At 68.2% G+C, this 20,401-nt stretch carries 15 protein-coding genes; 4 read left to right on the top strand and 11 right to left on the bottom strand.

Features of this window, described 5'->3' with window-relative positions:
* Positions 1-3: 3 nt before the first annotated feature.
* From ACWGJM_RS10005 to pqqA, 6 genes are all read right to left on the bottom strand, one after another.
* Positions 4-2,271: an alpha-galactosidase gene (locus tag ACWGJM_RS10005; RefSeq protein WP_453411166.1), complete on the bottom strand. Its 2,268-nt coding sequence runs from the start codon at positions 2,269-2,271 to the stop codon at positions 4-6.
* The gene (locus tag ACWGJM_RS10000; RefSeq protein ID WP_453411165.1) at positions 2,268-5,516 is read right to left on the bottom strand and encodes a glycosyl hydrolase family 28 protein; all 3,249 of its coding nucleotides are present in this window, start codon (positions 5,514-5,516) and stop codon (positions 2,268-2,270) included. The genes ACWGJM_RS10005 and ACWGJM_RS10000 overlap by 4 nt, the downstream gene beginning before the upstream one ends.
* An 11-nt stretch (positions 5,517-5,527) precedes the next feature.
* Positions 5,528-6,316, bottom strand: a complete 789-nt coding sequence (locus ACWGJM_RS09995; RefSeq protein ID WP_453411164.1) for a Tat pathway signal sequence domain protein — start codon at positions 6,314-6,316, stop codon at positions 5,528-5,530.
* Between the two features lie 4 nt (positions 6,317-6,320).
* Positions 6,321-7,499, bottom strand: coding sequence for a glycoside hydrolase family 88/105 protein (locus ACWGJM_RS09990; protein WP_453411163.1), 1,179 nt, complete (start codon positions 7,497-7,499; stop codon positions 6,321-6,323).
* Between the two features lie 199 nt (positions 7,500-7,698).
* Positions 7,699-8,196: a hypothetical protein gene (locus ACWGJM_RS09985; RefSeq protein ID WP_453411162.1), complete on the bottom strand. Its 498-nt coding sequence runs from the start codon at positions 8,194-8,196 to the stop codon at positions 7,699-7,701.
* Positions 8,193-8,357, bottom strand: coding sequence for a pyrroloquinoline quinone precursor peptide PqqA (pqqA, locus tag ACWGJM_RS09980; RefSeq protein WP_453411161.1), 165 nt, complete (start codon positions 8,355-8,357; stop codon positions 8,193-8,195). Before pqqA ends, ACWGJM_RS09985 begins: the two co-directional genes overlap by 4 nt.
* 319 nt (positions 8,358-8,676) lie before the next feature.
* Here pqqA and ACWGJM_RS09975 point away from each other — a divergent pair, with 319 nt between their 5' ends.
* A complete protein-coding gene (locus ACWGJM_RS09975; RefSeq protein ID WP_453411160.1) occupies positions 8,677-9,513 on the top strand; it encodes an aldo/keto reductase in 837 nt (278 codons plus the stop codon).
* 73 nt (positions 9,514-9,586) lie between these two features.
* Here ACWGJM_RS09975 and ACWGJM_RS09970 read toward each other — a convergent pair whose 3' ends face one another.
* Positions 9,587-10,198: a hypothetical protein gene (locus ACWGJM_RS09970; RefSeq protein WP_453411159.1), complete on the bottom strand. Its 612-nt coding sequence runs from the start codon at positions 10,196-10,198 to the stop codon at positions 9,587-9,589.
* A gap of 194 nt (positions 10,199-10,392) precedes the next feature.
* Here ACWGJM_RS09970 and ACWGJM_RS09965 point away from each other — a divergent pair, with 194 nt between their 5' ends.
* Positions 10,393-11,091, top strand: a complete 699-nt coding sequence (locus tag ACWGJM_RS09965; RefSeq protein WP_453411158.1) for a glycoside hydrolase family 75 protein — start codon at positions 10,393-10,395, stop codon at positions 11,089-11,091.
* Between the two features lie 62 nt (positions 11,092-11,153).
* On the opposite strand, the gene ACWGJM_RS09960 is transcribed toward ACWGJM_RS09965, so the two are convergent.
* Together ACWGJM_RS09960 and ACWGJM_RS09955 are read right to left on the bottom strand one after the other, a co-directional pair.
* Entirely contained in the window at positions 11,154-11,855 is a 702-nt protein-coding gene (locus ACWGJM_RS09960) for an SDR family oxidoreductase (protein ID WP_453411157.1), read from the bottom strand.
* 199 nt (positions 11,856-12,054) lie between these two features.
* Positions 12,055-12,966: a class I SAM-dependent methyltransferase gene (locus ACWGJM_RS09955; RefSeq protein WP_453411156.1), complete on the bottom strand. Its 912-nt coding sequence runs from the start codon at positions 12,964-12,966 to the stop codon at positions 12,055-12,057.
* Positions 12,967-13,088: 122 nt separating this feature from the next.
* Here ACWGJM_RS09955 and ACWGJM_RS09950 point away from each other — a divergent pair, with 122 nt between their 5' ends.
* On the top strand, positions 13,089-13,859 hold the full coding sequence (locus tag ACWGJM_RS09950; protein ID WP_453411155.1) for a phytanoyl-CoA dioxygenase family protein: 771 nt from the start codon (positions 13,089-13,091) through the stop codon (positions 13,857-13,859).
* A 29-nt stretch (positions 13,860-13,888) separates the two neighbouring features.
* Here the strand turns inward: ACWGJM_RS09950 and ACWGJM_RS09945 are convergent, their stop codons facing one another.
* Both ACWGJM_RS09945 and ACWGJM_RS09940 read right to left on the bottom strand, forming a co-directional pair.
* Positions 13,889-15,619, bottom strand: a complete 1,731-nt coding sequence (locus ACWGJM_RS09945) for a glycoside hydrolase family 6 protein (RefSeq protein WP_453411154.1) — start codon at positions 15,617-15,619, stop codon at positions 13,889-13,891.
* A gap of 68 nt (positions 15,620-15,687) precedes the next feature.
* Positions 15,688-17,157, bottom strand: coding sequence for a cellulase family glycosylhydrolase (locus ACWGJM_RS09940; protein ID WP_453411153.1), 1,470 nt, complete (start codon positions 17,155-17,157; stop codon positions 15,688-15,690).
* A gap of 254 nt (positions 17,158-17,411) precedes the next feature.
* Here ACWGJM_RS09940 and ACWGJM_RS09935 point away from each other — a divergent pair, with 254 nt between their 5' ends.
* Complete coding sequence (locus ACWGJM_RS09935) at positions 17,412-20,327, top strand: glycoside hydrolase family 48 protein (RefSeq protein ID WP_453411152.1); 2,916 nt, start codon at positions 17,412-17,414, stop codon at positions 20,325-20,327.
* Positions 20,328-20,401: the final 74 nt, after the last annotated feature.

Raw genomic sequence — 20,401 nt, 5'->3', positions numbered from 1 at the left:
CTCTCAGCCCGTGTACTGGGTGAAGACCTTGAGGTAGTCGTACGGCTGCTGCGTCACGCCGCTGCAGGAGTCGCCGTCGGTGCCGGTGCCGCACGACCGGTCGCGGTTGACGGACCAGTAGGTCAGGCGGCCGATGTGGTGCTGCTGCGCGTAGGCGAGCATCGTCTTGAAGTCGGCGGTGCGGACGCGCTCACCGGAGTCGTCGGTGCGGCCGTTCATCGACGACAGGCCGATGTGGGCGTAGGCGGTGGCGTCGCCGTAGCCGTAGGCGGACTTGACCCGGCTCTTGAGCCCTTCCATGGCCTGCGTGGTGAGGGTGCCCATGTTGGTGGTGCCGCCGCCGAAGTCGAACGGCATGATGCACCAGACGTCGTTCGCCAGACCGGAGTTCGCGGCCCGCCGGATCATGTCGACTCCGGTGGAGTCGGGGCCGCTGGTGGTCGTACCGAAGGTGATGACGGTCTTCAGACCGGGGTTGCCGGCCTTCACCGACTTCAGGGCGTCCACGACGCGTTGGCGCACGGTGGCGTTGGACCACTCGGTGTTCTCGATGTCGATGTCGATCGCCCGTAGTTTGTATGCAGTGATCACCTTTTGGTATGCGGCGGCCAATGCCGAGGTGCTGGAGCACTTCTCCCCGAGTTTGGCCCCGCTCCAGCCTCCGACGGAGACCATCACGTCACCGCCGGCGGCCCGGATCGCGTTGATCTTCGACTGGTCGGTGCCGCCGGTCAGCGGACGGCTGCCGTCCCACTTGGGGTTGCAGGTGCCGTCGGAGAGGATGAACGCGAGCGTGAACCACTTGACCCCGGTCGCCGCCATCACGGAGGTGGGCTCGGGCGGGCTGCCCCAGCCGAGGTATTCGTACGGGGCGACGGCCATGCCCGGTGAAGCGGCCAGGCCCGGTGGAACGGCCGCCGGCCTCGCGGGGGCGGTGGGCCTCACCCGGATCAGCCGGGTCTCGCCGGGCCGCAGGGTCGCGCTGTAGGAGTCGGCGATCAGGCCCTTGTGCGAGCCGGACCACAGATCGGTGACGTCACCGGAGCCGGTGAAGCCCACCTGGGACCACTTCACGCTCACCGTGGCACTGCCTGACGTATTGGTGTTGAACAGGGCCACGACGTACTGGCCGTCGCTCTCCTTCTTGCTCCAGACCTGCCGCCCCCCGCCGTTCACGATCCGCTCGGCCGCCACGCCGTCCTGGTCGACGCCGATGAGACGGTCGTTGGTGAGCATGGCCTTGTCGACGGAGTCGAGGTGGGTGAGGTCGGTGCCGAGCAGCAGCGGCGACGCCGCCATGGCCCAGAGCGTGAAATGGGAGCGGCGCTGGTCGGCCGTGAGGCCCACCTGGTCTCCGTTGCCGATCTCGAGGGAGTCCAGGTCGTTCCAGCCGCCGGGTCCGGCGTACCGCTGCCAGGACGCGGCTGTGTTGAAGCGGGCGGAGACGTGCGACCAGTCGGTCAGCGGGTAGCCGCTGCCGTTGGGGTCCGGGCCGCAGTAGCACTCGACGTCACCCTGAGTGCGCCAACTGTTGGCGAGCCCCCGCCAGGTGGGAGCGTCGGAAAGGGAAAGGTTGTTGGAGAGCGCGAAGTTGATGGGGCGTCCGGTGGATCGCAGCGCCTTGTCCCAGGCCTGGACGTCGGGGATGTCCTGGCTGCCCACTCCGTCGATCTTCAGGTAGTCGACTCCCCAGGAGGCGAACTGCCGTGCCCAGGAGTTCACGAACTCCTGGGCGCCCGGCTTCCCGTAGTCGATGTAGTACATGTTCTTGCAGTTGTAGTTCTTCTCCGTCTTCGAGGTGTCCGCGATGTCCTTCGCGTGGTACGACGTGCCCTCGATCGGCGTGTTCTTGGTGACCGCGTTCTTGGCGATGCCGGGGGTGACGTAGAAGCCGAACTTCAGGCCCTTGGAGTGGACGTAGTCGGCGAGGGCCTTGATGCCGCCCGGGAACTTGGCCGTGTCGACGGTCCAGCGGCCGTAGGAGTCGACGACGAAGCCGTTGTCGTCGCACTTCTGCCAGAAGTCGTCGAGGTTGACGTTGACGAAGCCGTGGTCCTTCAGGCCGCTCGCCACCAGCGCGTCGGCCTGCGCCTTGATCTTGGCCTCGGTCGGCCGGCGGCGCACGAAGCTCCAGCTGCTCCAGCCCATGGCGGGGCGGGCCGACTGGCCGTTGTCGGAGGCGACCGCCGGGTGGGTGGCGGTGAGCAGCGGGACGGCCGGGGCGATCAGCAGGCCGGCGACAGCGGCCACCAGTGTTCTGATGCGGGTCATGACCGTCCCCCGTTCGCGGGTGTGGCGTATGCGGTGCCGATCCACGCCTCGTCGATCCGCAGCCGCTTGTAGCGGGTGGTGTCGGTCGACGAGGCCCAGGTGGTGTCGACCTCGAGGCGTACGTAGCGGGCGTTGGCGGCGGTCAGGTCGATGCCCTGGATGCCGCGGCGGCTGGGGAGCTGTCCTGTCTTCACCGCGCTGCCCCAGCTGGTGCCGTCGTCGCTGAGGAAGACCTTGTAGTCCTTGATGCGGGCGGACTGCTCGGTGTCGGAGCGGGCGTAGGCGACGGAGTCCTCGCGCTGGTTGAGTCCGATGTACCGCACCTTCTTCGCGCTGCCGAGGTCGAAGGTGAGGTCGACGGGCAGGGTCTTGCTGTTGTCCCAGTACGTGAGGTGGTCGCCGTCGCCGGCGGCGGGGCCCGCGTGGCCGCTCGCGGAGGCACTGGCGCTGACGGTGACCCCGGAGAGGATGCCCTGCCGTCCGGCGGTCGTGACCTTGAAGACCGTGTCGTACGGGTCCCAGGCGCCCAGACCGTTCAGCGTCAGCACACCGCCCGACTGCGACCAGGAGACCGCGGCGCCGGTGCGGAGGTCGGTGACGGAGGCGATCCGGTAGCCGTTGTCGCGGATGCGCAGGGTGCTGGTGCTGGGCGGTGTCAGTACGTGGATGTACTGGCGGTCGGGGTCGGTCCTGCTGACGGTGGTGACACCGTGCGCGCCGTCGTTCCAGAAACCGGGTTTGAGGCCGCCGTACATGTAGCCGCCGCCCTCGGTGCCGTGCAGGGACTCCCAGATGGGGTCGAGATAGGTGTTCGCGAAGTTGTTGAAGGCGGCCTGGTTGGTGGGGAATGTGCCGTTGACCTGGGCGGTCTCCGCCATCAGTGCCTTGACGGAGGAGCCGGCGTTGGTGATCAGCCGACCGAGGGTGAGCATCCGGTCCACGGTGGGGTTGGAGCCGTCGTACCACCAGGCGCCGGTCGAGGGCAGTTTGAAGTCGGCCTCGGTCAGGCGGGGTTGCGCGGTGTATACAGCCTGCGGGTAATCGTATGCAGGCGACATCCCCGTCTTCTGCTCATTGCTGATCATATCCATGATCGGCGTGTCTTCGTTGTTGTTGCTGAGCGTGTAGTTCGGGCGCTTCTGATAGATCTGCTTGTAGAGGTCGTGGTTCTCCCAGTAGGCGTTGTCGTTGTCGATCCAGAAGCCGCCGAGGTCGGGGTAGCGGTCCATGACCTCGAAGAAGTTGTCGTAGCTGAACTGGCCGAAGCCGTCGCGGGTGGTGAGGTCGACGTCCTTGCCCTTGTAGGCGGAGTAGGCGGCCGAGTCGAGCCACTCGTGGCCGCCCTCGTCGTGCCACTGGGGGTCGTCGGTCATGTAGAGGATGACCTTCATGCCCTTGGCCTTCGCGGCGGTGATCAGTTCACCGAGGAAGTCCCGTTGGGTGGAGCAGGAGCCCGGGATCTTCGACGGCCAGGGGCGGGCGTAGCCGAGACGGCTGTGGAATGTCGCCAGTACGAGGTATTGCGTATGCAGTTTCCGGGCTTCGTTCACCCAGTAGTCCGGTGTCCATCCGCCATTGGTGACGTCGTTCTCCCAGGCGGTGCAACTGGTGTGGGCGGGGGCGGTGCGCAGGCCCCAGTGCAGGAAGAGTCCGCCGACGGAGGCGCGCAGGAAGTCCTGGCGGGGGTTCTGCACGTCGAGGGGGCGTGCGATGGCCGTGGATTTGCAGCTCTGCGTGGATCCACTGCCGGAGACATGGAGCGCCGATCCGGAGGTGGTGTGGCTGTCCGTCAGACAGTAGCCGGTGACGTTCTGGAAGCCCATGTCGTAGGGTGCGTCGCTGCCGTGCTGAGCGGTGAAGCGGGTGAGGTGCAGGCCGCTCGCCGCGTTGGCGATGACCGCCGGGCGTCCGTCGCCGGCGGCGAACCGTACGGAGCTGTCGGTCAATCGCACATTGTCTACGTTGTGCAGGTACCAGCCGTACGCCGGCCGTGTCCCGATGCTCTTCGGGTTGTAGTCGCCCGCGTCGTTGCTCGGTACGCCGGTGGACATGGTGCCGTTTCCGCCGGGCACGGTGATGTCGACGTTGGTGAAGGTGATGTCGCTGATGCGGTGGCCGCTCTCCCCCCACAGGGTCGGGCTGAAGGAGGGGCTGTTACCGGTCGCGGTGATGTTCTCGTAGGTGACGTCGCTGATGGATCCCACGCCCGGGCTGTTGCCGCACCGCTTCCGCGTGCCGATCTTCTCCATGATCGGCGAGTGGACGTCGGTCATGCTGATGTCGCGGTAGTGGACGTCGGAGATCTTCGCGCCGTCCATGGAGACCATGCCCAGGCCGGACTTGTCGGCGCCCTCGATACGGATCTTCTCGAACTGGTAGTCGGAGAAGTCCCCGCAGGTCTCGGAGCCGAACATCAGGGCGTTGCAGCACCTCGCCGACAGGTACGAATCGCTCACCCGGACATGGCCGTTGGGGAGCTTGGCGCCGAGGGCGTAGTCGCTCTTGAAGACCAGGGCGTCGTCGTTGGCCTTGATGTGCGCGTTGGTGATGGTGACGTCGGTGGTGGAGATGACGTTCCAGCCGTCGCGGTCGCTCGCGGTGTCGATGGTCAGCCGGTCGGAGGTGACCTTCGTGCAGCCGTTGACGAGGGCGGCGAAGTGGCCGCCGCGGCGCAGGGTGAGGCCGTCCCCGATCCTGAGTCCGTTGCAGCGGGTGAGGGAGATGATCTTGTCTGCTTCGCCGGTGCGGGGGTTGCCGGTGATGAGGTTGCCGAGGCCGTCGATGACGCCGTCGCCGACGAAACCGATGTTGCTCAGCCTGTCGCCGTAGATCATCGCGTCGTGGAAGTGGCTGTGCCCGTAGTCCTGGTAGTCGTCGTACGGGTTGGTCTCGGCCTTGTCGTAGGTGTCCGCGCTCGAGCCCTGGATCGTGGCGCCCTTGTCGACCTGGAGCGTCACGTTGCTCTTCATGTGGATGGTGTTCTTGGCCTTGTAGGCGCCGGAGGGGAAGCGGACCGTGCCGCCGCCCGCCGAGTTCGCGGCCGTGATGGCCTTGTCGATGGCAGGGGAGTCGTTGGTGGATCCGTCGCCCTTGGCGCCGTAGTCGCGCACGTCGAACACGGCGGCCGGCTGTGGGCCGGGCGGGCGGGCGGCGAGGGCCGACGGTTGGGTGAGGCCGAGGACGACGGCGAGCACGAAGAACACGATCGCCGCCGCCCCCTTCCGGTGAACTGTGGGGGGTCGCATGGGACGGCTCCTCAGACGAGTTGGTAGCCGCGGAGGTCGGTCAGCAGGAGGTAGGTGTTCTGCAGGGATCCGGAGGTGTCGCCGAGGGAGCGGTAGATGCCCCACTTGGGGCGCACGCGGTCGGCGAGGAAGGTGTCGACGCCGGTCTTCGACTTGTCGATGACCGTTGAGGAACCGGACTTGAGGATCCAGCGCACCGAGCCGGACGAGCCGTTGCCGACCTTGATCTGGAAGTCGACGTCCGTCCACTTGTCGTGCAGCGGCTCGAGGTCCGTGCGGCCGACCAGGATGTCGTCGATCGCCAGCTTCAGTTCGATGGTCTGCACACCGTTCACGCGGCGCAGCGACTGGACGACGATCGGCGAGGTGCCGCTGCCGGGCTGCTTCATCTGCATGATGTGGGTGAAGGTCGTCGTGGCCTTGAGCGAGCCGGGAATGTACATCGAGTACGTGATTCGCCAGGTCTGACCCTCGGTCCACTTCAGGTAGCTGCTGCTGCCGGTCCGCAGACCGGTGACCTCCTGTCGCTGGCGGTCGGTCGACGTGTCGCGGTCGACCGTATGCATGTTGAAGCGCCAGTTGTCGCCGGTGGCGAAGATGTGCGGCTGCCCGGCCGGGTCCGAGTCGGCTCGGTCGTCCTCGACGGTCTCGAAGGCGGCAAGTCCGTCGCGGCTCGCCGACGGTGCCCATTGCTGCTGCCAGGAGGCTGCGTGTGCGGTGCCCGCGGCGGGGAGGCCGACGGCCGCGCCGGCCGCGCCCCCGATGGCGGCGCCGAGCAGCGCCCTTCTGGATGTGTTCATGACATTATTCACCTCGCAGTTGCTCGTTCATGATCAGAAAGGCCCCGAGGCCGTGGAAGTCGTTCACGGCCCGGGTGCGGGCGACGTAGTACGCGTAGTCGCCCACGTTCGTGCCGATGGAGATGTCGGCGAGTTCGGTCCGGCCGTCCGTTCCGACCGAGAGCTTCGCCAGCACACCCTCGTAGCCGCGGCGCGCCACGGCCGCGTAGTGCGGATCGATGTATCCGCGCTGGGCACCGCGCGAGAGGGCGTAGGTGAACATGCTGGAGCACGACGTCTCGGTCCAGTTGTCGCCGCGGCCGCCCTTGTCGATCACCTGGTACCAGCGTCCGGTCGCCGGATCCTGGTACTTCTCCAGACCCGCAGCCAGGCGGCGGAAGATTCCGAGGAGTTGAGCGCGACGCGGATGGTTCGCGGGGATCGCGTCCAGCACGTCGACGATCGCCATCGAGTACCAGCCGACCGCGCGGCACCAGTGCTCGGGAGCGAGCCCGGACTGCGGGTCCGCCCAGCTCGCGCTCTTCGACTCGTCGTAGGCGTGCCTGAGCAGCCCGTTCCCCACTTGCAGATGACTGCCGTAGACGTACAGCTGCCTGGCGGCCTCGTCGTTCGTATACACGCTGTCCCCGAACTCCCTGCCGTACTCGACGAGGAACGGGTTCACCATGTAGACGCCGTCCGCCCACAGCTGGTGCGCACGGGAGGAGTTGTCGGCGTGCCAGAAGCCGCCGTCGCTCGTGCGCGGGTAGGTGTTCAGGCGGTCGCGGATCTTGCGGGCGGCCTTGCGGTAGCGGTCCTGGCCCGTCTCGTGGTGCAGGATCACCAGCAGGCGGCCGGCCTGCATGCTGTCCAGGCTGTTGAACGACTGGCTGATCGAGCCGTCGCTCTTCACGAACCGGTCGACGTAGTCCTTGATGTAGGTGAGGTAGCGGGCGTCGTGCGTCCTGATGTAGGTGAGGTACTGGCCGTAGAGGTACAGGCCGACCGGGTATGACCAGCCGCCGATCGTGCTCGGCGTGTAGCGGGCCATGGTGGAGTCGACGACGGCCGTGGACCAGTCGCGCGCGGCGGCCGGGCGGCTCACGGCCGCCGCCGGGGTCGGGGCGGTCGCGGGCAGTGCGGCCAGGGTGGCGGTGGCGACCGCGACGGCGGTGATCGCCGCCCGCAGACGTCGGCGTCTCATGTTCCTCCCTCTTGGTGCGTGCTCTTCCTGTATGCGACCTGGCTTGTATGCAATCTCCCTGTACGCGATCTTCCGGCGTGCGTTCGCTCTGTCTGCGTGTGCGGAGTCAGCGCGCGGCCCGTGCACGACGTCGCGTACGAGGTGGTGGCCGGGGGCTTGCCGGCAGGCGGGGGGCGGTGCGGGCGGCGGCACGGCGGCGTCACCGGTGAGCGCGTAGGTCTGGCAGCGGCCGCCGCCATGGTCGATGGCGCGCAGGGCGCAGCCGCGGCAGGGTCACGTCGGCCATCAACTCGGCTGGCGGACCGACCAGTTCGACGCGGTTGGAGCAGTAGCCGCAGCGCAGCGGACAGGCGTGTGTGAGCTCGGCGAGCAGGGCCCACAGCATCTCGCACTTGAAGGTCAGCGCGGCCACCGCTGCTTCCGCACCCGCGTCGACGAGGGAGCCCGCGACACCGACCAGGACGGTACGGCCGACGGCGAGGGTGGCATCGGACGCCGACTGAGACTCGGCGAGGCGGCCGGCCTCACCCGCGAGGAACCGTGGAACACCTCCCGGCTGGTCGAGTGCCTGGGCGCGCTGCCGGGAGGGATGGCGGTCGTGGTGGCGCTCCGCGGTGACGGCCCGCGGCCGCTCGGTGAACTCCGCGGGCGTCCAGGGGGCGGCGGTGCGGTCGGCGCGTACGGGTGTCGTGGTCACGGTGCGCGTCGGGCGGTGGTCCAGCGGTCGCCGAGTGCGCGGGCGGTTACTTCGAGAGCGGTCTCCACGAGGTGGTAACCAGGGCTTTGCCAGAGCTTTTCATCCGATGTATGCAGAACCAGCGGTTCCGCCTGGCAGGGCTCCGGCCAGGTTTCGTTCATGGCTGCGTACCCGCCTTCCCGAGAGTGGGGGTTCAGGGTGAGGGTTCTTCAGGCGCAGATCAGCCCGTGTGCGGAACGGCCGTTCACATAGATGCACCGAGTTCATCAACGCGTTTGGCGGTGCGATCCAGATTCCCGGGATGGCAGGGCGCGGTCAATGGTCCGGACCGATGAGGTCGGATGCATTTCCGGCCATTCTCCGTCCGCCGCGGTGGCTCGCCGGTCAGTTCCAGCGGATTCGGCGGTGAGGAATGCATCGCGGCCCGTGATCGTTGACGATGGGAGTACCACTTGTCGACAACCGAAGGATCAAGAGCTCGTGAGCAGCAAGGTCCCCCCGATCATCCTGAACAATGGCGTCGAGATGCCCCAACTGGGTTTCGGCGTCTGGCAGGTGCCGGACGACGAGGCCGAGCAGGCCGTCGCCGCGGCGCTCGAGGCCGGGTACCGCAGCATCGACACAGCGGCGATCTACGGCAACGAAGAGGGCACCGGCAAGGCCATCGCCGCCGCCGGCCTCCCCCGCGAGGACGTCTTCGTCACCACCAAGCTCTGGAACAGCGACCAGGGGTACGACTCCGCCCTCCGCGCGTTCGACACTTCCCTGGCCAAGCTCGGCCTCGAGTACATCGACCTGTACCTGATCCACTGGCCGCTGCCGGCCCGCGGCAAGTACGTGGACACGTACAAGGCATTCGAGAAGCTGCTCTCCGACGGGCGGGTGCGCGCCATCGGCGTCTCCAACTTCCTGCCGGAGCACCTCGAGCACCTGCTCGCCGAGACCTCGGTCGTGCCGGCCGTCAACCAGATCGAGCTCCACCCGCACCTGCAGCAGCACGAGGCCCGTGAGTACCACGCCGAGCACGGCATCGCCGTCGAGGCCTGGTCGCCGCTGGGTTCGGGCAAGGGCCTGCTGGAGGTCCCGGCGGTCGTGGCCATCGCCCAGAAGCACAACCGCACCCCGGCCCAGGTCGTGCTGCGCTGGCACCTCCAGCTCGGCAACATCGTGATCCCCAAGTCCGTGACGCCGTCCCGGATCAGGGAGAACATCGACGTGTTCGACTTCAGCCTGGACACCGAGGACCTCGCGGCGATCAGCGCGCTGAACGAGGACCGGCGCCTGGGCCCCGACCCGGCCACCTTCGACATGGGCTGACACCCGCCCCCCGTACGACCGTCCGCCCCGCCATGCTGCGGGGCGGACGTGCGCCGGGCTGCGTGACGGGGCCTCAGTAGTCCTGCGCGTCCGCGTGGATGACCTCGAGCTCCTCCAGCCCGGTCACGGTCACGTGCGCCTTGGCCGCCCCTTCATGCCAGGCCGCGGCCTGGACCGCGCGGGAGGCGGCGAGGGAATCGCGGTCGGTGAACAGGGCCCAGACCAGGCCTCGTCCGCGCTCCCGGTCGATGAACAGGGCGGCCCTGGCCAGCCCCGCCATGGCCTCCAGCCGGGGCACGACCGACGCCCGGAACGTGTCGGCCAGCAGGTCGGCGTCGGCGGGCTCGAACTCCAGCCTGGTGATGCGCAGTCCGCCACCTACCCGCGGCTGCCTGATCTCGTGCAGGACCGCCACCTCGGCGTTGTCGACCGCGAGCGTTCCGGCGAACGGCCCCAGCAGCGCACCGCGCCGCTCACGCATCACCTCGTCGCTGTTGCGCCGGGCCTCCTCTGACTCCCACCAGCTCACGGCCAGCAGCTTGCCCAGCGTCCGGTCCACGAAGACGCCCGCCCCGCGGTATCCGGGGCGCTCTTCCAGCAGGTCCCGGCCCTCCGAGTTCAGCGCCCTGATCGCCGTGTCGATCTTCGCGGGATCGCCGGTCGCGTAGATGCTGCGTACGAACATGGCTCGTCGCCTCCGGGATGTCGTACACGTGTCCGGAATTCCGGACACTGCCAGTCTTCCCCCCGGCCCGGACGACCGCCAATCAGGGCACGGCGACCGACTTCACACCCCAGGGGTTGACGGGGACATGCAGCCGGGTCCACTTTGTACGACACCCGAGTAAGGAAACTTTCCTAACAGAAGGGTCCCCCACAGTGCGCCTTCGAACACTGACCCTCGCCGCGGCCTCCGGGGCCGCTCTGCTCGCCGCCGGAGTGCTCCCCGCGAGCGCCTCCGGCAACCCCACCAGCCCGACCTCCGCCCAGGAGGGCTCGGTCAGCGCGGCCGACCTGCTCGCCAAGGTGAAGTCCTGTTCGCAGATCTCCAACGGCAAGTACAAGACCGACGACGAGACGTCGGCCACGATCCCCGTGTGCGGCAAGAACGGCGCGGTGTTCTGGAAGGCCGACATGGACATCGACTGCGACGGCCAGCGCACCACCAACTGCAACGAGGACCGCGACCCCTGGTACCAGGACGACACCGCCTTCCACCAGTCCGACGGCAAGCCGCTCAAGGCCGAGTCGTTGCCGTATGTCGTCGTCCCCAGTTCCAGCAGCATCTGGAACTACGCCGGCGCCGGCATCAAGGGCGGCGGCGTGGTCGCCGTCATCTACAACAACAAGGTCGAGTACGCGGTCGTCGGTGACACCGGCCCCACGAAGATCATCGGCGAAGCCTCGTACGCCACCGCCAAGGCCCTCGGCATCGACCCGGACCCGGCAACCGGCGGCACCGACTCCGGCGTGACGTACATCCTGTTCAAGAACTCGAAGGTCTCACCCATAGAGAGCCACAGCGCGGCGGTGTCTCTCGGGGACCAGTTGGCGAAACAGTTCCTCGCCGACAACTGAGCCCGGGCGGGGAGGCGGGCCCGGTGCCGCGGCCTGAGCGCGGCACCGGACCTCGCGGTACGTCAGTTGGGCTGCCCGATCGGCCGCACGACCACGGTGTTGACGTCGACGCCGGCAGGCTGCCGGATCGCCCAGACCACGGAGTCGGCGATCTGGTCGGCGGTGAGCAGGTGGCCCGGCGGCAGACTGCCGTTGCCGTCCCAGAAGGGGGTCTCCACCCGGCCGGGGGCGATCAGCGTGACGCCGACACCGAACTCCGTTACCTGGCGCCGGGTGTTCTCGGCGAGGCCGGTCACGGCCCACTTGGTCGCGCCGTAGATGTTGCCGGGCGTGTTCACGAATCCGGCGACGCTGCCGACGAGGACGATCCGGCCGCGGGTCTCCTTCAGAGCGTCGATGGAGGCGCGGATGAGGAGGGCGGGACCGAGGACGTTGGTGAGCACCATCTCCGTCCAGCCGGCGGGGTCGCCGTCGGCGATGGAGTCGTGAGTGGCATGGCCTGCGTTGGCGATGACCGTATCCAGTCGGCCATACGCTTTCAGTGTACGGTCGACCGCCGACTGTATGTCTTCGTACACGCCCGCGTTGCCGGTGAACGTCAGCAGACCGTCCGGGTTGCCGAGGCTCTCGGCGAACTCCCGCAGCCTCTTCTCACCGCGCCCGGTGACGGCGACCCGGTGCCCGGCATCCAGCAGCTGCCGGGCGACAGCGGCGCCGATACCGCTGCCGCCGCCGGTGATGAGCGCGACCGGAGAATCTGTCATGGTTACCCCCTGCGTTTCGGACGGACGCGGGCGAGTTCATCACTTGGAGGGGACTCGAAGTCAAGTTCCCTCACTGGTACGAGGGTTGGGCACCGCGGGACACCCAGTCGACCGCGGATCGCATACACGGCGACATCCGCCGTGCGCCGTATGCAATCGCTGTACGCGATCGGTGTATGCGATCGGTGTATGCGATCGACTAGACGGGCCGTACAGCCGTGTGCACCGTGTATGCCCCCAGCAGGAACACATCCGGCCGCCGGTGCACGCTCGCCGGGTCGGCCGGGTCGAGGAGGCGGTCCACTGTGGCGCGGTCCTCGGCGTCGAGGCCGTCGGTGATCGCGTCGCGGAGTCGGGCAAGGGACTCGGCGACGTAGGCGCGGGCCCGGTCGGACGCGGGTGCGGGGAGGTCGAGCAGGAAGCTGCGGGTGCGGGTGTGCTTGAGGCCCGCCGCGGTCAGCAGGGCCTGCCAGTCCTCGGTCTCGTCGACGGAGCCGGGCAGGTCGGCCCGCATACGCGTGAACCATTCCTCCTGCACGACGTCGAGGCGCGCCTGGAGTCCGGGCCGGCCGATGCCGATGTCGCGGGGCAGGAAGCGGGAGGGCAGGCCACCCTCGAGCAGGGCCAGGGTGCCGCCGGGGGCCAGCCGGTCCCCGAAGGCGGTGAGGGCGGCTCGCTGGTCGCCCAGGTGGTGCAGGCTTCGGCCGGCCCACAGCAGGTCGGCGGGGTATTCCAACTCGTCGAGTACACCCGGGAGTTCACCGGCGAGGGTGGCGAAGCGGTCGGCGACGCCCTGCCGGGCCGCCCGGGCGCTGGCCCGTTCCAGAAGGGGCTCGGCGACATCCACGGCCATGACCCTCGCGCCCGGGAACGCCTCGGCGAACAGGCACGACACGACGCCGGGACCGCTGCCCGCGTCGACGATCAGACCGGGTTCGGTCACTTCCCGCGCCAGCCAGGCCATGGCCCGCTCGTAGACGGGGGTGAACAGTTCCGCCTGGTTCTCCAGCTGCGGGCCCATCTCGGCCCAGTCGATGTCTGTGTGCCCGTGACCATGCCCCTGGCCGTGCTGATGGCCGTGCGGGGGGCCCTGCTCGTGGTGGTGCGCCATGGTGGTCAGCCTCTCTTCCGGATGCCGCCAGACTGCGCCGACGCACCGCCGGCTGGCCAGCGGTGTTGCCATGACGGCAAAAACGGGATGCGGCGGGAACCGGGATCACCGAGGATCCAGCGATGGGTGACGAACTGGTGGAGCGTTTCCTCGAAGACGGATTCGTGAAGATCGAGGGCGCCTTCCCGGCCCGTGTCGCCGAGGACGGCGCACGGCTGCTGTGGAAGGAGACGGGGTACGACCCGGAGGATCCCAGCACCTGGAAGGACCCGGTGCACTGGGTGCTCGCCATGGCGCAGGGCCCGTTCGCGGCCGCGGCCAACTCTCCGGCGCTGCATGAGGCCTTCGACCTGCTGGTCGGTGAGGGCCGCTGGGAGCCCCGCTACCACCTGGGTGCCTTCCCGTTGCGCTTCCCGCACGACGACGAGCCGGACGACGCGGGCTGGCACATCGACGGGAGCTACGTCCCGGAGGGCGAGACCTGGCCCTACGCCAACCTGCGGTCCCGGCGCCGGGCGCTGCTGATGCTGTTCCTGTTCTCCGAGGTGACCGAGGACAACGCGCCGACCCGCATCCGGGTCGGCTCGCACCTCGATGTGCCCCGGCTGCTGGAGCCCTACCGTGAGGAGGGGGTGTCGAGCCTGGAGATCGCTCCGCGTCTGGTCGAGGCCTCCGCACACCGCCGCCTCGCTTACGCCACCGGCCGCCCCGGAGACGTCTGGCTCTGCCATCCGTTCCTCGTCCACGCCGCCCAGCCGCATCACGGTACGAAGCCCCGTTTCATGGCACAACCGTCACTGGACCCGGCGGTGCCGTACGAGCTGGAGCGGGCGGACGGGAACTACTCCGCCGTGGAGTTCGCGATCCGCCGGGGCCTGGCCCGGGAGGGCTGAACCCGGCGGATCACCTGGGCGTCACCGCGTCACGACAGCGGCGGGTAGGCGTTCTGCATCAGCTGCTGGAACTGGGCGGAGAACCAGTGGCCGGACAGCGGGGCGTTCGGCAGGGCGCCCGACATGCTGTTGCCGTTGCGGGCGTTGCCCGTGTACGTCGGGTCGCACATGCGGTCGAAGCCCTTGCCCTCGTCGTTGGCGATGGCGCTGCTGGAGCCGTCGGACTCGCCCGGGGGCTTCATCCACACGTAGGCGTCGATCCCGGTCGCCGGGCTGGCCTGGGGGCGTTCGCCGAGGCCGGCGCCGGACTGGTTGCACCAGTTGCCGACGTGGATGCGGCGGTCGTAACGGCCCCCATCGACGTAGGTGTCGACGCTGGTCAGCGGGCCGGGGCCGGTCGGGCGGGCGGTGCCACCCCAGCCGTTGCGGGAGGTGTCGATGAGCATGCCGATCCCGGAGTCGAAGCCGACGGAGACCAACTGGTTGCGGAAGGCCTGGGCATAGGACAGCTCGTCGACGTAGCGGTTCCAGTCGACCCACTTGGACTGGCGTACGGAGGTGCCGTTCACCGTGTCGTTGATGGTGAAGTTGTTCTCCTTCAGAGCGCTGTAGTTGGCCGTGTTGGTGATGAAGCCCTGTACATCGTCTACAGTCGCCCCCTCACTGGTGGCCGCCTGCTTGAACAGGGTCGCGGTCGGGCCGAAGTTGTCGTCCCAGCCGAGCCAGCCGTGGTGGCCGGCGTCGAGGTAGTTGTAGACGTTGGGGATGGCGCCGAGCTTGTGCAGGGCGTAGCCGACGCCCTTCACGTAGTTGCCGTTGGCGAGCATGGTGTCGCACGCGGGTGTGGCGGTGGCCTTGCTGCCGGTGTTGGTGATGAGGTTGGGCAGCGAGTCGAGCTCCACGGTGGTGACGATCCTGAGCGAGGCGTACTTGGGGTCGCCGAGGATCGTGGCGATCGGGTCGATGAACTGCGTCTTGTACTTGTCGATCTCGGTCGGGCCGAGTTCGCCGTTGGAGGCGAGGGCGGAGCAGTCCCGGCCGGGCAGGTCGTAGATGACGAGCTGGACGACCTCTTCGCTGCTGCCCTTCTGGGCGAGGGCGGCGTCCAGGTGGGCGCGCAGGCCCATGCCGCCGTTCACGCCGTTGATCGCGGCGATACGGTCCAGCCAGACGCCCGTGGGCTGGTTGGAGACGCGGCTGCCGCCCGGTTCGGCGGCGGCATTGGCCGACCATTCGGGGTTCACGTACACCTTGGCACCCGCGTACGGGTTGTCGACACGGCTGCCGGTGCCGCCACCGCCGCCCCCGCCCCCGCCCCCGCCGCCCCCGCTGCCGCCGTCGTCGACGTTGCAGGTGACACCGTCGAGGGTGAAGGTGGCCGGGGTCGCGTTGGTGCCGCTGTAGGAGGCGTTGAAGCCGAAGCTGACCGAACCGCCGGTCGCCAGGGTGCCGTTGTACGTCTCGTTGTTCGCGGTGACGGCGGTGCCGCTCTGGGTGATCTTGGTGTTCCAGCCGCTGGTGACCTTCTGGTTGCCGGCGTAGGACCACTTGACGGACCAGGCGGACTTGGCGGCGCCGTTGTTGGTGACCGTCACGGCGGCGGTGAAGCCGGTGTCCCACTGGTTCTGCACTTTGTAGTCGACGGTGCAGGGGATGGCGGAGATGCCGGCGTCCGTGGACGGGACGGACGCGTACGCCGTCCCTGAGGCCCCGGCGAGCAGCGCCAGGGCGGCGAGCATCGCTGATCTGGTACGACTCATGAGTGCGGGTTCCTTCTCCGTTGCGGGAGTTGCGGGTGTCGTTCCTTCTGTGGGCTTGCGGTGCGGACTTACGGGTTGACGGCGCGCAGGTGGTCGCGCAGGCCGATGCCGTAGGCGGTGGGCGTGCCGTCGTAGCTGGAGATCAGGGACGGGCCGGAGGAGCAGTCCCAGGTGTTCCAGGTCCAGCCCAGGTAGGAGAGGTTCCGGTCGTCGAACCACTTCATGACCTGGTCGACGAAGCCGTGCGAGCAGGTGTTCTCGCCGATCTCTCCTGCCACCAGCGGCACTTGGGCCGCCACCGGGGCCAGGGTCGAGTTCCAGCAGCTCTCACTGGCGCAGGTGTTGAAGTTGTAGACGTGGTAGGCGGCGGCGAGATTGCCGGTGGGGTCGGTGGGCTTGTACGTCAGCCACTGGCTGAGGTCGTTGGAGTAGGCGAGCCCGCCGGCCAGGATGACGTTCTTGGCGCCGGCGGATCGTATGGAATCGACGAGGTCCTGCATACCGGCGACCTCGTACGAGATGCCGGGGCAGGTGCCGCCGTCCTTCCAGCACTGCCACGCCTGGGTGGTGGATGTCGCCCGGTCCGGATACGGCTCGTTGAACAGGTCGAAGGCGACCGCCGGGTCGTCCTTGAAGGTGCCGGCCACGGAGGACCAGAACGACGGGGTGTACTGCATGTCGGGCATCGGTTTCTGGCAGGTGGCGTGCACGTCGGAGCAGCCGGCCGAGTTGCCGGTGTACTGGCCGTAGGACCAGTGCAGTTCGACGATCGGCGTCATGCCGTGCGCCTCGACGCGGGCCACCAGGTCCTTGACCGCGTTGATGTAGTTGGCGCCCGCGTACTCCGGCTTGACGTTGGAGAGGCCCAGCCAGCACTCCTCGTTGAGCGGGATGCGGACCGCGTTGGCCTTCCAGTCGGCGATCGCCGCGACGGCCGCGTCGTCGACGGGGCCGTCCCAGATGCCGTAGCCCTGGACGCACATGAACTCGCCGCCGGAGCGGTTCACGCCGAGCAGCCGGCGTGTCTTTCCGTCGGCGTCGACGAGCTTGTTGCCGGAGACGTGCAGGGCGGGTGCCTTGCCGGTCGTCGGGGGCGGGTCGGTGGGTGTGGGGGTCGGGTCCGTGTCGACGTTGCAGGTCGTCCCGTTGAGCTTGAACGTCGTCGGTACGGCGTTGCTGCCCGACCAGGAGCCGAGGAACCCGGCGCTGATGGTGGCGCCGGTGCCGAGCGAGCCGTTCCAGCTCTCGTTGGCCGCGGTCACGGTGGTGCCGGACTGGGACCATTTGGCGTTCCAGCCCTGGGTGACCTTCTGGCCGTTCGCGAAGTCGAAGGTGAGGGTCCAACTGCTCAGCGCGGCCTTGTTGTTGGTGATCTTCACGGCGCCCTGGAAGCCGGTGTCCCACTGGCTGGTGACGGAGTACTCCACCGTGCACGCGGGTGTGGCTCCCTGTGCCGTGACCACCGGGACGGCCACGCTCGCGAGGAGCGTGACCGCACCGGCGACGGCTAAAAGTACTGAACGCGGGGGGTGTCGCATGAGCGAGTCCTTACAGCTCGGGCGCGTCGTGACGGACGCGTCGACTGAACGGAATCGCTCCCACTGGTGCGAAGGAAGGTAGCGCCAAGTACCGGCAAAGGACAGAGGAGCCGCTTGACTTTTCCTCAACCGGATCCGTCGAATCTTTTCGACTCTTCAAGCACCTTGACCGTTCACACCCCCGTCCCCACTATGGGAGCGCTCCCACTGGTTCAAGCCTTGACTTCTTCCGAGCCGCAAGGAGGAACCAGCACATGCATCTTGGACGGAGGCGCAGAGCCGCGCGACGGTTGTGGACGGCCGTCGGCGCGGCGCTCGCCCTTCCCCTGTCGATGCTCGCCACGGGAACGGCACCCGCGCACGCGGCGGCTCTTCAGTGCAGCGTCGACTACAAGACCAATGACTGGGGCTCCGGCTTCACCGCCGACCTCACCCTCACCAACCGCGGCACGGACGCCATCGACGGCTGGACCCTGACGTACGGGTACACGGGCAACCAGAAGCTCGTCAGCGGCTGGAACGGCACCTGGTCCCAGTCCGGCCAGTCCGTCACCGTGCAGAACGCCTCGTACAACGGGACGATCGCCGCCGGCGCCGCCGTGAGCACCGGCGCACAGTTCACCTACAGCGGTACCAACACCGCTCCCGCCGGCTTCGCGGTCAACGGCACCACCTGTGCCGGCGCGCACCAGCCGCCCCTCGCCGTGCTGACCAGCCCCGTCGCGGGCGCGGTCTACACGCAGGGTGACGCGGTGCCGCTGGCGGCGACCGCGGCGGCCGCGGACAACGCGACGATCAGCAAGGTGGAGTTCTACGACGACACCACGCTGCTGGGCACGGACACCAGCGCGCCGTACTCGCTCTCGGTCTCAAGTTTGACCGTGGGCAGTCATTCTCTGGTGGCGAAGGCCTACGACAGCCTGGGCGCCGCCGCCGAGTCCACGCCGGTGGGCATCACGGTCGCCTCGGGTCCCGCCGTGGTGGCCTCGCCCACCCAACTGGGCGTCCAGCAGGGCAAGACGGGGACGTTCTCGGTGAAGCTGTCGACGCAGCCGAGCGCCAACGTCTCGGTGAGCGTGGCCCGTACGGACGGCAACACGGGTCTCAGCGTGACCGGCGGATCGTCACTGACGTTCACTCCGTCCAACTGGAACACCGCGCAGACGGTGACCATCACGGCCGATTCCTCGGGCACGGGCGCGGCGACCTTCACCGCTTCGGCGACCGGCCACACCAAGGCGACGGTGACCGTGACGGAGCTGGCGGCGTCGAAGGCGTACGACGCCCGCTTCCTGGATCTGTACGGGAAGATCACCAACCCGGCGAACGGCTACTTCTCCCCCGAGGGCATCCCCTACCACTCGGTCGAGACGCTGATCGTCGAGGCCCCGGACCAGGGGCACGAGACCACGTCGGAGGCCTACAGCTACCTTCTGTGGCTCCAGGCGATGTACGGCAAGGTCACCGGTGACTGGTCGAAGTTCAACGGCGCCTGGGATCTGATGGACAAGTACATGATCCCGACCCACGCCGACCAGCCGACCAACTCCTTCTACAACGCCTCGAAGCCGGCGACGTACGCGCCCGAACTGGACACGCCGAACGAGTATCCGGCGAAGCTGGACACGTCGGTGCCGGTCGGATCGGATCCGATCGCCGGTGAACTGAAGACCGCATACGGTACGGACGACGTCTACGGTATGCACTGGCTTCAGGACGTCGACAACGTCTACGGCTACGGCAACGAGCCCGGCAAGTGCGAGGCCGGCCCGACGGCCACCGGACCGTCGTACATCAACACCTTCCAGCGCGGCCCGCAGGAGTCGGTCTGGGAGACGGTGCCGCAGCCGACCTGCGACGCCTTCAAGTACGGCGGCACGAACGGGTACCTGGACCTGTTCACCGGCGACTCCTCCTACGCCAAGCAGTGGAAGTACACGGACGCCCCGGACGCCGACGCGCGCGCGGTGCAGGCCGCGTACTGGGCGGACGTCTGGGCGAAGGCGCAGGGCAAGGGCAGTGATGTGTCGGCCACCGTCGCCAAGGCGGCGAAGATGGGCGACTACCTGCGGTATGCGATGTACGACAAGTACTTCAAGAAAATCGGCAACTGTGCCGGGACCTCCTCCTGCCCGGCCGGCACCGGCAAGGACGCCTCGGACTACCTGCTGTCCTGGTACTACGCGTGGGGCGGCGCGACGGACACCAGCGCGGGCTGGGCCTGGCGCATCGGCTCCAGCCACGTGCACGGCGGCTACCAGAACCCCCTTGCGGCGTACGCGCTCAGCTCCTACGCCGACCTGAAGCCGAAGTCGGCGACGGGTGCGACGGACTGGAGCAAGTCGCTCCAGCGGCAGCTGGAGTTCTACCAGTGGCTGCAGTCCTCCGAGGGCGCCATCGCGGGCGGCGCCACCAACAGCTGGCAGGGCCGGTACGCGACCCCGCCGTCGGGAACGTCGACCTTCTACGGCATGTACTACGACTGGGAGCCCGTCTACCACGACCCGCCGTCCAACCAGTGGTTCGGCTTCCAGGCGTGGTCGATGGAGCGGGTCGCCGAGTACTACCAGCAGACGGGGAACGCCAACGCCAAGACGGTCCTCGACAAGTGGGTCAAGTGGGCGCTGTCCAAGACCACGATCAACCCGGACGGCACCTATCTGATCCCGTCGACGCTCCAGTGGTCGGGCCAGCCCGACACCTGGAACGCTTCCTCCCCCGGCGCCAACAGCGGGCTGCACGTCACCGTCGCCGACTACACCAACGACGTCGGCGTGGCGGCCGCCTACGCCAAGACGCTGACGTACTACGCCGCCAAGTCCGGTGACGCGACGGCGAAGTCGACGGCCAAGGCGCTGCTGGACGGCATGTGGAACAACTACCAGGACAGCCTGGGCATCGCCGTCCCGGAGACCCGCACCGACTACAACCGCTTCGACGACAGCGTGTACGTGCCGAGCGGCTGGAGCGGCAAGATGCCGAACGGTGACGCGATCAGCTCGTCCTCGACCTTCATCTCGCTGAGGTCCTTCTACAAGAACGACCCGGCCTGGTCGAAGATCTCGAGCTACCTCGCGGGCGGTGCCGCGCCCGTCTTCACGTACCACCGGTTCTGGGCCCAGGCGGACATCGCCATGGCCATGGGTTCGTACGCGGAGCTCCTCGAATAGGTCCCCGCTACCGCTCCGTGTACGCCGGACCGGGCGGTCCCCACCCGCACGGGGGGCCGCCCGGTCGTCACGCC

The sequence above is a fragment of the Streptomyces sp. NPDC054834 genome (assembly GCF_053611185.1).
The sequence above is the reverse complement of the archived record's forward strand: the minus strand, read 5'-3'. Positions and strand labels throughout refer to the sequence as shown.

Coding starts and splice junctions, on each gene's coding strand:
- ACWGJM_RS10005 (WP_453411166.1), bottom strand. CDS start 2,271: ATGACCCGCATCAGAACACTGGTGGCCGCTGTCGCCGGCCTGCTGATC.
- ACWGJM_RS10000 (WP_453411165.1), bottom strand. CDS start 5,516: ATGCGACCCCCCACAGTTCACCGGAAGGGGGCGGCGGCGATCGTGTTC.
- ACWGJM_RS09995 (WP_453411164.1), bottom strand. CDS start 6,316: ATGAACACATCCAGAAGGGCGCTGCTCGGCGCCGCCATCGGGGGCGCG.
- ACWGJM_RS09990 (WP_453411163.1), bottom strand. CDS start 7,499: ATGAGACGCCGACGTCTGCGGGCGGCGATCACCGCCGTCGCGGTCGCC.
- pqqA (WP_453411161.1), bottom strand. CDS start 8,357: ATGAACGAAACCTGGCCGGAGCCCTGCCAGGCGGAACCGCTGGTTCTG.
- ACWGJM_RS09970 (WP_453411159.1), bottom strand. CDS start 10,198: ATGTTCGTACGCAGCATCTACGCGACCGGCGATCCCGCGAAGATCGAC.
- ACWGJM_RS09960 (WP_453411157.1), bottom strand. CDS start 11,855: ATGACAGATTCTCCGGTCGCGCTCATCACCGGCGGCGGCAGCGGTATC.
- ACWGJM_RS09955 (WP_453411156.1), bottom strand. CDS start 12,966: ATGGCGCACCACCACGAGCAGGGCCCCCCGCACGGCCATCAGCACGGC.
- ACWGJM_RS09950 (WP_453411155.1), top strand. CDS start 13,089: ATGGGTGACGAACTGGTGGAGCGTTTCCTCGAAGACGGATTCGTGAAG.
- ACWGJM_RS09945 (WP_453411154.1), bottom strand. CDS start 15,619: ATGAGTCGTACCAGATCAGCGATGCTCGCCGCCCTGGCGCTGCTCGCC.
- ACWGJM_RS09940 (WP_453411153.1), bottom strand. CDS start 17,157: ATGCGACACCCCCCGCGTTCAGTACTTTTAGCCGTCGCCGGTGCGGTC.
- ACWGJM_RS09935 (WP_453411152.1), top strand. CDS start 17,412: ATGCATCTTGGACGGAGGCGCAGAGCCGCGCGACGGTTGTGGACGGCC.